This is a genomic window from Streptomyces sp. NPDC043738 (genome assembly GCF_056436545.1).
Genome location: NZ_JBWKCJ010000015.1, coordinates 36,207 through 51,217, shown reverse-complemented (window position 1 = coordinate 51,217; position 15,011 = coordinate 36,207). Strand labels below are relative to the sequence as shown.

8 protein-coding genes are annotated in these 15,011 nt (G+C 70.3%); all 8 read left to right on the top strand.

Annotation, left to right across the window (positions count from 1 at the left end):
- Nucleotides 1-562: 562 nt before the first annotated feature.
- The gene (locus tag AC0680_RS20440) at nucleotides 563-2,410 is read left to right on the top strand and encodes a phage tail sheath family protein (RefSeq protein WP_478630607.1); all 1,848 of its coding nucleotides are present in this window, start codon (nucleotides 563-565) and stop codon (nucleotides 2,408-2,410) included.
- A 40-nt stretch (nucleotides 2,411-2,450) separates the two neighbouring features.
- Entirely contained in the window at nucleotides 2,451-2,975 is a 525-nt protein-coding gene (locus AC0680_RS20435; protein WP_384425300.1) for a phage tail protein, read from the top strand.
- Between the two features lie 53 nt (nucleotides 2,976-3,028).
- The gene (locus AC0680_RS20430; RefSeq protein WP_478630604.1) at nucleotides 3,029-3,799 is read left to right on the top strand and encodes a T4 family baseplate hub assembly chaperone; all 771 of its coding nucleotides are present in this window, start codon (nucleotides 3,029-3,031) and stop codon (nucleotides 3,797-3,799) included.
- The gene (locus tag AC0680_RS20425) at nucleotides 3,792-4,562 is read left to right on the top strand and encodes a hypothetical protein (protein ID WP_478630602.1); all 771 of its coding nucleotides are present in this window, start codon (nucleotides 3,792-3,794) and stop codon (nucleotides 4,560-4,562) included. Before AC0680_RS20430 ends, AC0680_RS20425 begins: the two co-directional genes overlap by 8 nt.
- A 145-nt stretch (nucleotides 4,563-4,707) precedes the next feature.
- On the top strand, nucleotides 4,708-5,748 hold the full coding sequence (locus AC0680_RS20420) for a Pvc16 family protein (protein ID WP_478630599.1): 1,041 nt from the start codon (nucleotides 4,708-4,710) through the stop codon (nucleotides 5,746-5,748).
- A gap of 33 nt (nucleotides 5,749-5,781) precedes the next feature.
- Nucleotides 5,782-7,845, top strand: coding sequence for an ATP-binding protein (locus tag AC0680_RS20415; protein ID WP_478630901.1), 2,064 nt, complete (start codon nucleotides 5,782-5,784; stop codon nucleotides 7,843-7,845).
- Nucleotides 7,836-8,162: a hypothetical protein gene (locus AC0680_RS20410; RefSeq protein WP_478630598.1), complete on the top strand. Its 327-nt coding sequence runs from the start codon at nucleotides 7,836-7,838 to the stop codon at nucleotides 8,160-8,162. The genes AC0680_RS20415 and AC0680_RS20410 overlap by 10 nt, the downstream gene beginning before the upstream one ends.
- On the top strand, nucleotides 8,159-14,893 hold the full coding sequence (locus AC0680_RS20405) for an eCIS core domain-containing protein (protein WP_478630596.1): 6,735 nt from the start codon (nucleotides 8,159-8,161) through the stop codon (nucleotides 14,891-14,893). Before AC0680_RS20410 ends, AC0680_RS20405 begins: the two co-directional genes overlap by 4 nt.
- The last annotated feature ends 118 nt before the right edge of the window (nucleotides 14,894-15,011 follow it).

Sequence of the window (15,011 nt, the reverse complement as noted above, 5' to 3'; positions counted from 1 at the left end):
ATTACGGTCACAGATCTTTTGGCCGACTTACGCCTCCGTGGGATTTCCGCATGTTGGCGGCCGGTTTTCGGTGACCCTTCTGGTAGGGCGCGGGCTCCGGCGCCGCCCGTCGTACACCTCCGCTTCGGATGGCGTTCGAGAGCTCCTCCTGATACGTCCCCGGGCGCCCGATCTCACGCGGTTCCGGTTCCGCGGATGAGGCAATCCGCTTGCGGAGAAACCCGCGCGGCACCGTCACAACACCTCCGCAGGTGGTGTCCTGAAAGGTCTCTTGACCCGTCAACTCCCCACAGCAGAAACTGCGTTGAGCACTCACACACACATACGCATCAGGAGTCACAAGCTTCGGGCTTGGTCCCGTGCAGGCCGGTCGACGGACCGCTCGGCACCGGGTGCAGACGGGGGAACTTGATGGGTAGCGGGGGGATGCGCGGCCGCGGGCAGCGGGCGGCCGCGGGCTCTTCCGTACCCGCCGCCCCTCCCCCTTCTTCCCACCACCCCTCCCAGCTTTCTCGATTTCTTGGTGTCGTCACACCTGGTGCCTGAAGGGATTGGAGGGGGAATGCCGACACATACGACCTATCCCGGCGTTTATGTCGAAGAGCTTCCCAGCAGCATCCGCAGCATCACCACCGTCACCACTTCGGTGACCGCTTTCGTCGGTCACACCCGGCGCGGCCCGCTCAACCAGCCGGTGCGGATCACCAGCTTCGCCGACTTCGAGCGCCGCTTCGGCGGGCTGACCTCGCAGAGCCCGGTCGCCTACGCCGTCCACCAGTTCTTCGGCAACGGCGGCACGGTCGCCGTGGTCGTACGGGTCGCCAAGGCCGGCAGCGGCAAGGAAGCGCACGTCACCCTGGAGTCCACCGAGGGCCACAGCCAGTGCCCGGTGCTCGAGGTGCACGCCAAGGAGCCGGGCGTGTGGGGCTCGGGCCTGCGGGTGGCCGTCGACCACGACACGCCCTGCCCGGAGGAGACCTTCAACCTGCACGTCCTGGACTCCCGCGGCACCGCCCGCGAGTCCTTCTCCGGCCTGTCCATGGATTCCGACCACGGCCGCTACGCCGAAACGGTGATCAACGCCGGGTCCGCGCTGATCCGCGTCGAGGTCGTCGGCGAGGGCCGCCCGGACCCGTCCGGCACCGTCTCCAAGGCCTTCCACCACGAGCTTCCCGACCTGGCCGTCGACCTCACCGTCAAGATCGGCGAGGTGGAGCGCGAGTTCACGCTCTACGACCCGGACTGCGACGGCGAGGCGCCCTGCAACGTCACCGAGCTGGCGCTGCTGCTGGAGCACAAGCTGCGCGCGCTGCCGGACGCCCCCGGCAAGCACGCCTTCGCGGGCGTCGAGGTCACCGCCTTCGGCCGCCGCATCCAGGTCGTCGCCGGTTCGACCGACCCCGACGACGTGGTCCGCTTCCTGGGCGAGTGCGCCAACGACCTCGGCCTGGAGGCCTCCGTCAACCCGCCCGTCTTCCCGCTGTGCGGCGGCGAGGACGGCGATCCGCCCGGTCCGCGGGACATCATCGGCAGCGAGGCCCGCAAGAGCGGCATCCAGGCGCTGCGCGACGTGCCCGACGTCAACCTGCTCGCGCTGCCCGAGCTGGCCTCGTACCCCGACACCCAGGACATCGTCACCGTCCTGTCCGCGGCCGAGCGCGTCTGCAAGGAGCGGCGGATCTTCCTGCTCGTCGACGCGCCCGCCGCCTGGGGCAGCGTCGACGCCGCCCGGGCCGGTATCACCGCCTTCGACCCGGTCCGCGGCAACCACTCCGCGCTGTACTTCCCGCACCTGCAGCTCACCGACCCGCTCTCCGGCCGGCTGCGCTCCTTCCCGCCGTCCGGCGCGGTCGCCGGCGTCATCGCCCGTACGGACGGTGAACGCGGGGTGTGGAAGGCGCCGGCGGGAACCGAGGCCCGGCTGGCGGGCGTGCACGCCCTGACGGTCAGGCTCACCGACCGCGAGAACGGGCTGCTCAACCCGCTGGGCATCAACTGCCTGCGGACGCTGCCGATGGCCGGCCCGCTGGTGTGGGGCGCCCGTACGCTGCAGGGCGCCGACGCGCTGGACAGCGAGTGGAAGTACGTACCTGTGCGGCGCCTGGCCCTGCACGTCGAGGAGAGCCTGCTGCGCGGGCTGCAGTGGGTCGTCTTCGAGCCCAACAACGAGCAGCTGTGGCAGCAGATCCGCCTCAACGCCTCCGCCTATCTGCACTCCCTCTTCGAGAAGGGTGCGTTCAAGGGCGGCACTCCGCGCCAGGCGTACTTCGTCAAGTGCGACAAGGACACCACGACGGAGGCGGACATCGACAACGGGGTCGTGAACGTCGTGGTCGGCATCGCGCCCGTCAAGCCCGCCGAGTTCGTGATCGTCAAGATCCAGCAGATGGCCGGGCAGTTCGACCTCTAGCGGCGTACCGGAAGCAGGAAAGGAGAAGTGAAGGAATCCGATGGCTGAGTTCCAGATCAACGCCCATCGCTTCGACCCGTACAAGAACTTCAAGTTCCTGGTCCTGTGGGACGGTCGTACGGTCGCGGGCGTCAGCAAGATCAGCCCGCTGAAGCGCACCACCGAGGTCGTCAAGCACCGGCACGGCGGCGACCCCAGCTCACCGCGCAAGTCCCCGGGGCGCTCCGAGTTCGAGGGCATCACCCTGGAGCGGGGGGTCACCCACGACCCGGAGTTCGACCGCTGGGCCAACAAGGTCTGGCAGGTCGGCGCCGGCCTGGGCTCCGAGGTCTCGCTGGCCGACTTCCGCAAGGACATCGTCATCCAGGTCCTCAACGAGGCCGGTCAGGTCGCCGTCTCGCACAAGATCTACCGCTCCTGGCCGAGCGAGTACCAGGTCCTGGGCGAGCTGGACGCCAACGCCAACGCCGTCGCCATCCAGAGCCTGAAGCTGGAGTGCGAGGGCTGGGAGCGCGACTACGAGGTCCCGGAGCCGGAGGAGCCGTCGTTCACGCATCCGGCGTGAGGCGGCGTCGACGGCGAGCCACCACAGCACCGAAGCACCGGACGAGGTGAGGAATGGCGGTCACCGGGCCCGCTGAACTGCTGGCCACCTGGGAAGCAGGGCTGGCCCAGCAGGGCGGCGGCCGGGCCCTGTTGCTGCACCGGGCGGCCCGCCCGGGGGCCGGCACCGACGCACTGCTGTCGGTGCCGCTCGGGGAGCGGGCGGCCGATCTCTTCGCGCTGCGCCGGGCGCTGTTCGGCGACCGGATGCAGGTCACGCTCGACTGCGCGGATCCGGACTGCGGCGAGGCGATGGAGTTCGAGCTGGACGCGACGGCGATGGGCGCCCGGCCGCGGCTGCCGGAGGGCGGTCTGCGGGTGGCGGAGGGCGACTGGGTGGTGCGCTTCCGGCTGCCCAGCCCCGCCGATCTCGCCGCCGTCGCCGACCTCTGCGCGGTCGCGTCCCAGGCCGACGGTGCCGCGGACGCCCGGCGGCTGCTGGGCGCCCGGTGCGCGCTGTCGGCCCGGCGGGGCGGCCGGGCGGTCGCGGAGGAGGAGATGGCCGCACTGCCCGAGCCGGTGCTCAAACGCTTCGCCGAGGCGGCCGAGGAAGCCGACCCGGCCGCCGAGGTGACGCTGAACATCGCCTGCCCGGAGTGCGGTGCGGCCACGCCGGCGGAGCTGGACATCGCCGCGTACCTGTGGACCGAACTGGACGCCTGGGCGCGCGATGTGCTCCTGGACGTCCATCTGCTCGCCTCGGCCTACGGCTGGAGCGAGCCGGAGATCCTGGCGCTGAGCCCGCTGCGGCGCCGCTACTACCTGGAGCTGTGCGCAGATGCCTGACCTGGCCGACTACTTCGACCGGCTGCTGGCGCGACATGCGCCGGCGGCCGGGGGCGCCGCTTACGGCGTGCCCGGCGGCGGCCGTGCGGACGGAGCCCGGCGCATGCTCGTACAGCCCCGGCTTCCGGGCCCGTTCGAGCGCGTGGAGGCGCTGCGCGGCGCGCCCGCGGAGGCCGACGAACCGGCTCCGCTGTATCCGCAGGCGCCTCGGACCTCGCCCTTCGGGGGTGAACAGGTCCGGTACGAGCGGGAGATCAGGACCACGGAGCGGCAGACCGTGGTACGCGCCGAGGCCGGGCGGGACGCCCCCGCGGACCTCGTCGATCCGGTGGCGCGGCCGGCGGCACCGCTGCTGCGGCCCGCGGCGGTGGTGGAAACCGGGCCGCGTACGGCGGCGGAGGTCGTACGGCCGCAGCGGGGAGTGCGGGCGCCCGGGGAGGACGGTTCCGTCCGCCGGACGGCGGCCCCGCCGCCCGCGCCCGGCGAGAACGTCTCTCCCTCCGCTCCAGCCCCGGTGCTGCGTCCCCGTACCGAGGCGGTGCCGGCGGCCCGCAACGCCACCCGGGCCACGGCCGCCGGGCGGCGCGGGCAGGCCGGGCAGCGCGGTGCCGAACGGGTGGTGCACGTACAGATCGGTCGCCTTGAGGTCAGTGCGGCAGGTGCGGAGCGACCCGCGGCGGGCGGGCGGCCGGCGCACCCGCAGCGCACTGAGCCGTCGCTGAGCCTCGCGGACTATCTGGCGCGCGGGGAGAGGACGAGCTGACGGTGACGATGACGGTGACGCACAGGGCGATGTGGCCGGCCTGGCCTTCAGCGACCCACGGGGCGATGTGGCCGGCGGGGACTTCAGGGACGCACAGGGCGATCCGGCCGGCGGGGACTTCAGGGAATTCAGGGGGACGGACTTCATGAGCAACGCACTCGCCGTCGCGACGGTCACCCAGGCCCTTGCGCTGCTGATCGAGCACAATCTGCACCCCGAGATCGACATGGCGGTCTCGGTGGAGACCCGCAAGCCGCCGGCCGATCCGCCGACCGACCCCACGATCACGGTCTTCGCCTACCAGGTCACCCACAACCCCTCGATGCGCAACAACGACCTGGTCACCCGCGCCTCCGACGGCACGCTGCTGAAGCGGCCGGCGGCCGCGCTCGACCTGCACTACGTGATCAGCGCATACGGCGAGGAGACCGAGCTGGTCGGACAGCGGCTGATCGGGAGCGTGGTCCGCACCCTGCACGAAATACCCGTACTGCCCCAGGAGTTGATCGAGGAGGCGGTGCAGCGGCCGTATCTGGCGGGCAGCGACCTCGCCGAGTCGCCGCAGAAGGTCCGCTTCACCCCGACCCAGATGGACGTCGACGAGACCTCCAAGCTCTGGGGGATGCTCCACAACACGCCGTACTCGCTGTCGGTCGTGTACCAGGCGTCGCTGGTCCTGCTCGACGGCCATCAGAAGCCGAAGCCGGCGAAGCCGGTGGAGCGGCCGGAGGTGACGGTGCTGCCGTTCGGGGCGGCGGGGGCGCCGGAGCGGCCGGCCGTCGGGGACGGCGGTGGCAGCCGACCTGCCGGGCCCGGGGCGCCTGCGGTGAAGGCCACGGCTCCCGAACCCCCCGCGCCCGAGGCCGCTGCGACGAAGACTCCGCAGGAGAAGGCACCACAGGAGAAGCCTTCGACGGCGAAGGCTTCGACGGCGAAGCCCCCTGCCTCCGAGAAGAAGCCGGGGGGCGACGCCAAGCCGCGGGGCGACACCAAGCCCGGTGCCGCCCCCACACGTTCACGCACCACCCGGGCCCGGAAGTCGACCGGTACGGCCGCCGCGCAGCAGGCCAAACGGTCCGGTTCCGGCACCGGCTCCGGCTCCGGCTCCGGTTCCGGCACCGGCTCCGACACAGGCCCCGGCGACAAGGGCGGTTCGGACCGTACGGATGCCGGCAGGGAGAGCTGAGTCAGGGTGCGGGAAAAGGGGGGAGTCGAGGGCATGGGCAGCGGCGGCGGCAGCGGCGGCAGCGGCAAGGGAGCGGGGGCGGGCATTTCGGCCGACGGCACGGACGGCGGCGCGCTGGCCGCCGCCGTCCGGTCCGTACTGGCCCGCCTGGACGCGCACGCCGCACGGGTCGCCACCAAGGGCGACGAAACGGACGAAGCCCCCGCCGACGCTCCCACGGCCGCCCCAGGCTCTTCCGTGGCCCCGGCCCGAACCGCAACCGCGACCGACCTCCCCTCCCCCGGCCACCCGCTCCCCGCCATCGCCACTCTCGACTCGCTGACCGCCTGCTTCGGCCTGAGCCCCTTCGAGCGGGAGATCGTCCTGCTCGCCGCGGCGGCGGAACTGGATCCGACCACCGGCGCCCGCTGCGCCGCCGCGAGCACCGACCCCGGCCGCACCTACCCCACCTTCGCCCTCGCCCTGGCCGCGCTCGGCGACCCGCACTGGAGCGCCCTGACCCCCGTCGCCCCCCTCCGCCGCTGGCGCCTGATCGACCTGGACGACGAGACCCGCCTGACCACCACCCGCCTCCGCCTCGACGAGCGCATCCTGCACTTCCTGGTCGGCTCGCCGTACCTGGACGCCAAGCTGCACGGTCTGCTGCGCCGCACCACCGCGCCCGGCTCCCTGCCGCCCTCGTACGACACGGCCGCGCACCGGGTCGCCGCGGGCTGGGCGGGCGCCGGCCCGGATGCGCCGCTGCGGGTGGAGCTGGTCGGCGGCGATCTGCGCTCCCGCGCCGACATCGCCGCGACCGCGGCCCGCCGCTCCGGTCTCGGCCTGTACTCCATGGCCGCCGACGACATACCCACCGACGCCGCCGAACGCGACCGCCTCGCCCGCCTCTGGCAGCGCGAGGCCGTACTGCTCCCCGCCGCCCTGCTCGTCGAGGTCGGCGAGATGGACCGCGACCAGCACGCCGCCGCCGACGCGTTCATCGCGGGCGCGGCCGTACCACTGGTGGTGTCGAGTCCGGACCCGCGGCAGACCGGCCACCCGCGCGGCGAGCGGGTGACCGTCCCGAAGCTCTCCGACGAGGAGCAGCTGGGGCTGTGGACGAACGCCTTCGCGGACGTCCCGGAAGTGACCGATCGCCATATCCAGTCCCTGGTGGCCCAGTTCCAGCTTCCGCCGCATGTCGTACGGTCGGCCGCCGCCGCCGTACGCCGCGATCTGCCGGACTCGGACGTGCTCGACGCCGCCGAACTGGCCTGGCAGGCGGGCCTGACCGAGGCCCGGATGGGCCTGGACGAGCTGGGCCGCCGCATCGAGCCGCGCGCCGGCTGGGGCGACCTGGTCCTGGCCGACCGGCAGCTGCGCATCCTCCAGGAGATCGTCGCCCACGTACGCCAGCGCAGCACCGTCTACCAGGACTGGGGCTTCGCGAAGGCGCTGCGCAGCGGCCTGGGCGTGACGGCCCTGTTCGCGGGCGGTTCCGGCACCGGCAAGACCCTGGCCGCCGAGGTCATGGCCAAGGAGCTGGGCCTGGACCTGTTCATCATCGATCTCTCCCAGGTCGTCAGCAAATACATCGGCGAGACCGAGAAGAACCTCAGTCGCGTCTTCGACGCCGCCGAACGCGGGGGCGCCCTGCTCCTCTTCGACGAGGCCGACGCGCTCTTCGGCAAGCGCAGCGAGGTCAAGGACAGCCATGACCGCTACGCGAACCTGGAGGTCAGCTATCTGCTGATGCGCATGGAGGCGTACCGCGGCCTGGCCGTCCTGACGACGAACATGAAGAAGGCCCTCGACTCCGCCTTCATGCGCCGTATCCGCTTCGTCGTCGACTTTCCCTTCCCCGGTGAGAAGGAGCGCGCGGAGATCTGGAGCCGCGTCCTGCCCGCCCAGGCCCCCATGAAGGGCATCGATCCGGCGTTGTTGGCCCGGCTCACCGTCGCCGGCGGCTCGATCCGCAACATCGCGCTGTCGGGGGCCTTCCTCGCCGCCGAGGAGGGCGACCGCCTCCAGATGCGTCACATGCTGGCGGCGGCCCGTACCGAATACCTGAAGCTGGAACGCTCCTTGGCGCCGTCGGAGGTCCACGGATGGGTCTGAACGAGGCAGGGAACGCAGCGCGGGAGCCGGCAGCCGAGCCGCCGCCGCGCTCCTTCCGTATCGACATCGGCGAACTGGTCCTGGACGGCTTCGACGCCCGGGTCGATCCGGATCGCGTCTCGGCCGCGTTCCAGGCCGAGTTGACGCGCCTGGTGCACGAGCGGGGGGTGCCGCTGGCGGCGGACGGGTCGGGCGCGTCGCTGGACAGCCTCAGCGGCCTGCCGCCGCTGCCCTCGACGACCTCTCCCGTACGGCTGGGCGAGGCGCTGGCACGGGCGGTGCACGCGGGTCTGACCGGACGGGGGGAGGTGCGATGAGTACCTCGCAGACCGCTCAGGACGCCCGTTCGGCGACCGAAGACAAGCGCCGTAAGCGCCGCGAACGTTCCGCCAGATCCCGTACGCCGGAGCCGAAGGACATCGTCAGCGGCGCCGGTCAGCCCCTCGACCTGAGCGTCCGCCGCGAGCTCGAAGAACAGCTCGGCCACGACTTCAGCCAGGTCCGCCTGCACACCGACCGCGACTCCGGGCAGCTCGCGGAGCTGATGGGCGCGGACGCCTTCGCCGTCGGTCAGGACATCTTCTTCCGGGAGGGGACGTACCGCCCGGGAACGGCCGACGGGCAGCGCCTGCTGGCCCATGAGCTGCTGCACACGGTCCAGAACCCGCACGGGCTGGGCGCGCTGCGGGCGGGCCGCGACCTGGGTTCGGTCAGCCTTCCGCAGGAGGCGATCGAGCGGGAGGCGGAGTCGGCGGCGCGGGCTTCGGTGCTGGGGGCGCTGCAGGGGGCTTTACGGGGGGAGGAGGAGCCGGCCGCCGAGGTCGAGGAGGGGCAGGCCTCCCCCGGCTGGCTGCGGTACGCGACGGTCGACGCCGACCGTGCCCGTATGGAGCGGGTGGACCCGGCGACGCTGGTGGACCGGTTGGCCAATGGGGTCCTGAGGTCACTGCGCGGCGACCCGGCCGACCTGTCCGGTCGTGTCCGTATGCAGCTCGCCCGCATGGGTCCCGAGTTGCAGGACTCCGTCCTCGACCGCCTCGAAGTGCGTCTGCTGTCGCCCGAGTACGAGCGGCTGCTGGACCTGACGGACGAGGCGGAGGTCGGCCCGCTCGGTCTCCAGCCGTCCGGCACGCCCGAGCCGGTCCCGGACGCGATCGATCTGCTCCTGGAGGAGCGGTCGGTGGCGGCCGACCGTACGGGCGGCGAGAAGAAGTCCCGGCAGGCGCGGGACGAGGACGCCGCCGAGGAGAAGAAGGACGCCAAGGAGCGCGACGGCAGGCGGGACCAGGAGCAGTCCCGGGCCCAGCGGGATGCGGCCGCCGAGGACAAGGAAGCCGGCGAGCGCAAGGCGAAGGAGGACGAACGGGCCGAGGAGCTCGCGGACTCCGAGAAGGAACAGCAGCAGGAAGAGGAGAAGCAGGGCGAGGAGCGCGACAAGGCGGACCAGGCCGACGCGCAGAAGGCCGAGCAGGGCCAGGAGGGCGCCGAGCGCACCAAGGAGGAGCGCAAGGAGCAGCGTGAGCGCGAGGAGCAGGATCCGGAGCAGGCGAACCGGCCGGGGGCGGACAAGCGCAAGCGCAAGGACGACGAGAAGAAGCCGGCGGACGGGTCGAAGCAGGAAGAGCTCGACAAGAAGAAGAAGGAACAGCAGGGGCCCGTCCGCCCGGAGAAGGTCGACGAACGGGCCGAACAGCGCGACAGCGCCCTGTCCGAGCACGGTCTGCACGAGAAGGACGAGGACGAGGGCGAGCCGCGCGAGGAGGAAGCGCCCATCGGGCTGGAGGCCGGTGCGGACAAGGAGGTTCACGGCGGCGAAGAGGACAGGCGGGGCGGCGGCGCGGGCAAGGGCGAGGCGGAGCTGAAGCCCGAGGACTACCTGCCGGACAGTGACCCCGACCTCTCCTCCGTACCGACGGCGGAGAACCCCACGGCGAGCATGCCGTCCTTCCCGGCTCCCCCGCCCACCAAGGCCGAGAAGATCCAGAAGGAGCGGGAGAACGACGCCGACGAGGAGGAGGACGAGGAGGCGCCGGAGGCCGAGGCCAAGGCGCCGGGCGAGGAGCGCGGCCCCGTCGAGGGCGAGGCGCCGCAGCCCGAGCGCGGCCCCGCGTCCGAGGCCCCCGACCGCAGCGAGAAGGACCTGCAGCCGGAGAAGCCGGTCGAGCAGGAGGTCGGCCCCGACCCGGAGAGCGAGGACAAGCCGCAGCCGGAACAGGAGGCCGAGGAGAAGAAGGACCCCGAGCAGCAGCAGGACCAGGACGAGGACGGTGCCAAACAGGCCAAGCAGGACGCGGCCGACAAGGACGCGGAGCGGGACGAGAAGTCGGGCGACGGCGAGGAGGCGCCGGACGCCAAGGAGGCGCAGGACGAACAGCAGGAGGAGAAGGACCAGGACGCGCACGAGGAGAAGAAGGAGGCCAAGGGGCAGCCGGAGGGCGCGGCGGCGGAGAAGCCGGCTGGTGCCGCTGCCTCGGGGGCTTTTGCCGGCCCCGGTCCTGGTCCGGCGGCTGCTTCGCTCGCGCCGCCGGCCGGTGCGCACACCGAGAAGACGCCCGCCCAGGACCGGCACCCCTCCCCTGCCGTACGGCGGACGGTGGAGCCCGTACGGGGTGAGCGCGAGGCACCGGCGCCGAAGAGCGCGGTGCCCAAGGAGTCCGGGCCGGGGGCGGCGCCCAGCGGCACGGTCGGTGACACCGAACCCGCCGCCGCGCCCAAGTCCGCGGCGGGCCCCGGCGGTGCGCCCTCCCCGGCCCAGGCCGCGGTCAGCCCGGCGGCCGAACAGACCGCGAATCCCGGGAAGATGGGCGCGCCCGCACCCGAGGGCGCCAAGGCACAGCCGGACGCTTCGCTGGAGAAGGACGGCGGTGGGTGTGCGCCGCCGGAGCCCGCGGCGGAGAAGGAGGAGAAGGGCGGTTCGTGCGGCGGGGGCGGCGGCGGTGAGCAGGCCGCCGAGGAGAAGAAGGAAGAGCCGCCGGACGTCTCGGGGCAGGATCCGAAGGCCGCGCTCAGCACCGTCAGCAAGCTCTCGCCGGACCAGGCGCAGGCCGCCATGCCCGGTGTGGACGGGGCAGCGGACAAGAAGATCAACCAGGAGCAGAAGCGGCTGGAGGCCAACCCGCCCAAGCGGGAGCGGCCTTCTGGTGCGCCGCAGACCCAGTCCTCGCCTCCGGAGGCCGAGGCACCGGAGACCGCGGTCAGCGGCAAGCTGGAGCGGGTCGGGCCGGAGGAGCAGGGCGAGAAGCAGCGGGCCAAGGGCAGCGAGAAGGCCCAGGGCGCCAAGCCCACCGACAACATCAAGACCCCGGAGCTCCCGCCCAGCAAGGACGGCAAGCTGACGCAGGGCGACGCCAAGAGCGTCGAGGCCGCGGCGGACAAGGTGCCGACCACCGACCCCGAACTCCGCAACAAGACCGTCGGCCCCGCCCCCAAGATCAAGCTGGAGGGCGAGAGCGATCCGCAGCGGACGGACAAGCAGGCGGAGAAGCTCAAGGACAAGCAGGGCAAGATCCAGGACACCGGTCGGGCGGACGCGTCCAAGCCGATGGGCGAGGACAAGATCTTCCCCAACGCCCCCAAGGAGCAGCTGACCGGCAAGGCGTCCGGACGCGCGGGCGGCGGCGGTGGCGGCCGGCGGTCGGCCGGCGGCAGGCCGAAGCAGCACGTCGGCATCGTCGCCAAGCAGGAACGCGGCAGCGAGCTCAAGAGCGGTGCGGCCCAGTCGCAGACCGACCTGGCCGCCAAGGAGAAGGAACACCAGCAGGGCGAGCAGAAGTCAAAACAAGAAAAACAGCAGGAGATCGACAACGAGGTCGCGCGCAATGCCGAGCAGCAGACGGCGGAGCGCGGCCGGGCCGCCGAGAAGGCCGGCAAGGAGCGTCAGAGCTGGCGCGACGAGCAGGACAAGAAGATCGAGAAGGCCGACAAGGACACGGACAAGGAGCACAAGGACGGCAACAAGAAGATAACCAAGGAGCGGGACGGCAAGGACAAGGAGGTCGACGACCGAAAGAACAACGACAACAACGACATCGACTCCAAGGCCGAGCAGGCGGAGAAGGACGCCAAGAAGAAGAAGGAGGAGAAGAAGGGCGAGTCCGACGGCCTCTTCGGCAAACTCCTCGACGCGGTCGGCGACTTCTTCAAGGGCCTCCTGGACGCCGTCACCGCCGTCTTCGACGCCGCCCGCAAAGCCATCAACAGCGTCATCGACAAGTTCAAGGAGTTCGCGAACAAAGCGATCGACGCGGTCCGCGACTTCGCCATCAAGGCCATCTCCGCCGTCGCCGACGCCCTGATCGCCATCGGCGACGTACTCCTCGCCGCCTTCCCCGAACTCCGCGACAAGTTCCGCAAGGCCATCGAGGGCCTCCGCGACGCCGCGATCGCCACGGTCAACAAGCTGGCCGAGGGTCTGAAGAAGGCCGTCAACACGTTCCTCGACGCACTCGCCGCGGGTCTCAACAAGCTCCTGGACGTCCTCGAAGCCGGCATCAAGGGCGTCATCAAGGCCTTCCAGGCCGTGATCACCGCCGCGATCAAGTTCGCCGAGGCCGCGATCGAGGCCCTCGGAAAGTTCGCGGCCCTGGTCGCCGACATCGCCCCGGACCCGGGCGGCTGGCTCAAGAAGGCCGGCAGCGCCGCCAAGACGGGCATCCAGGAACACCTCTGGGGCGCCATCAAGACGGCCGTCAAGCAGTGGTTCGACGCCAAGGTCGAAGGCATCCTGGGCCTCGGCAAGGCCGTCATCAACGTCCTGGTCAAGGGCTGTATGTCCTTGAAGCAGATCGGCAAGATGGCCTGGGACGCGATCATCGCGTCCCTCCCGATGATGATCGCGTCCCTGGTCATCGAAAAGGTCGTCTCGATGATCGTCCCCGCGGCGGGCGCGATCCTGACGATCGTCCAGGGGCTGATGGCGGCCTGGCAGAGCATCAGCTCCATCCTCTCCGCCTTCAGCAAGTTCTTCGCCTACCTCAAGGCCGTCAAGGCCGGCCCGGCCGCCTGCCTCTTCGCCGAAGCGGTGGCGGCGGGCGTGGTGGCGTTGCTGGACTTCATCAGCAACTTCCTCCTCATCCGTCTCCAGTCGGCGACCAAGGGCGTCGGCAAACGCCTCAAAGGCATAGCCCAGAAGATCACCGCGGGCCTCAAGAAAACCGGCAAGGGCGCCCGCAAGGCCGCCGGCAAGGCCGTCAACTCCGCCAAGGCCGCCGCCCGAAAGGCCGCCCAGGCCCTCCGTAAGCCCGCCCGGCCTGCGAAGCCCAAGGGGCCTCGCGTCCCCGGCCGCCCCGGCGCGTCAACGGACCGCACACCGGGCGGCGGCCAGCCGAAGCATCAGCCGAAGACGCATCCCGACGGGCGCCCGTCCAGCAAGACCCCGGATCCGATGAAGAAGAAGCGGGAGGACGAGGCGGAGGCGAAACACGCCAAGGACGGGACTGGCCCGATCAAGGGACACGACAAGGACAGTTCGGCGAAGACGCCGGACAAGGACGGCTCGGGAAAGCAGCCCGACAAGGGCGGCCCGGACAACAAACAGGACAAGGCTCGCGGCAAGGACGGTCCCAGCAGCAAGAAGGACCAGACGCCCGACAAGGCACCGAAGAAGAAGGAGGTCGAGGCCCCGAAGCGCCCCAAGAAGCAGAAGCCCAAGTCGCCACTGGGGCGGGCCTTGAAGAAGGTCAAGAAGGCCGTCAAGTCCGCACTCAAGAAGGTCAAGAACGCGGGCAAGGCCCTCGGCAAGAAGCTCCGCAAGAGCAAGGTCGGCAAGGCCGTCAAGAACGGCGCCAAGAAGCTCTGGGACAGGTTCAAGAAAAAGCGCGACAAAATGCGCGACGAAAAGAAGACCCGCACAGACCACAAGAAGCAGAGCAAGAACCGGCGCAAGAATAAGGAAGAATCCAAGGACTCCAAGCGGGAACGGCTCAGTAAAGCGGTGCGGCGGATCCATCCAATCCTGAAGCGACTGATCAGGCCGGGCATCACTCAGTCGGGGCACCGCTGGGTGCTCAGCGCGCTACGCAGGATCTTCCGGCTGACCACACTGGAGAAGGTCGGTAACCCGGACTTCGCGGTCTGGGCCACGTTGAACCCGCCCGGAAAAGTCATTGAGGGCATAACGGACCCGCAGGACCGGAAAGACTACCTTGACGCGCATGGGCTGCCCGACCCATCCATCCCCAAGCGGCGCGATGACAGCCTCAATGTCGCGGCAGGGAAGAACATCCCCACCAAGCATGCGAACGGGGAATTCCTGAGCCAGGTGGTGAAACGTACGGGCGAGATTCCCCTCGAAGCCAACGACGACCAGCCGCTGGGATGGGCAACCGTCACCGGAAGCGGAATGACCGACAAGACGGCGTGGGTGCGCATGCACCTGCTACCCGAAGCACTCGGTGGGCTCGCAGGCGGCAACAACCTGGTACCGGCACGCAGTTCGCGCACGAATCTCAAGTTCTACGACGAGATCGAGGGCGATGCGTACGCCGCAATCAACAAGAGTAGTCCACCGATGATCTGGTACGACTCGGTGGCGAAATTTGATCACGACGATTACCCCGGATTCCCGAGCTACATCCGATCGACCTACGGAAAATACCGGAAGGTGAAGCCGGAACTCTCCGGCAGGAGCAGGTCGCACTGGCGACGCCTCGAACAGGCCGACAGCTATGCCCAGTTCGACATCCCCAAGCCCCAGGCGAGCGAAAAGAACAAGCTGCACATCAACTCGGCCGGCGAGGGCATTTTGCGCAGACGGCTTGGCACACCTCGGTTCTCGTCCAACCTCTCGTATCGAAATATGCGCCCCATCGCTGGGGTCACCCCTGACGGAGGCCGCCCAAAGGTCAAACGCGACGGGAAGGAAGCCCCCGCCCCGCACCCCGTATACCGCAATCTCGGCGAGGTAAAAAAGCGCCTGGACAAGGCAGCGACGGAGAAGGGGTACGGCATCACACCGGAAAAGGTAACCGAAATCATGCAAAGACTCACCGAGTTGGAAGCTGCCGGAGAAATCGACTGGAGTGTCCAGAAAGACTCTCGGAAGAAGTGACAACCGGACATGACCACACCTGACTCATTCGAGGCCCGTTGCAGGCACGCCATAGATCAGCTAGCGAACTCACCTGCTATTAGGCTGAGTTACCACCGATTCGCGCCCATTGACGAAC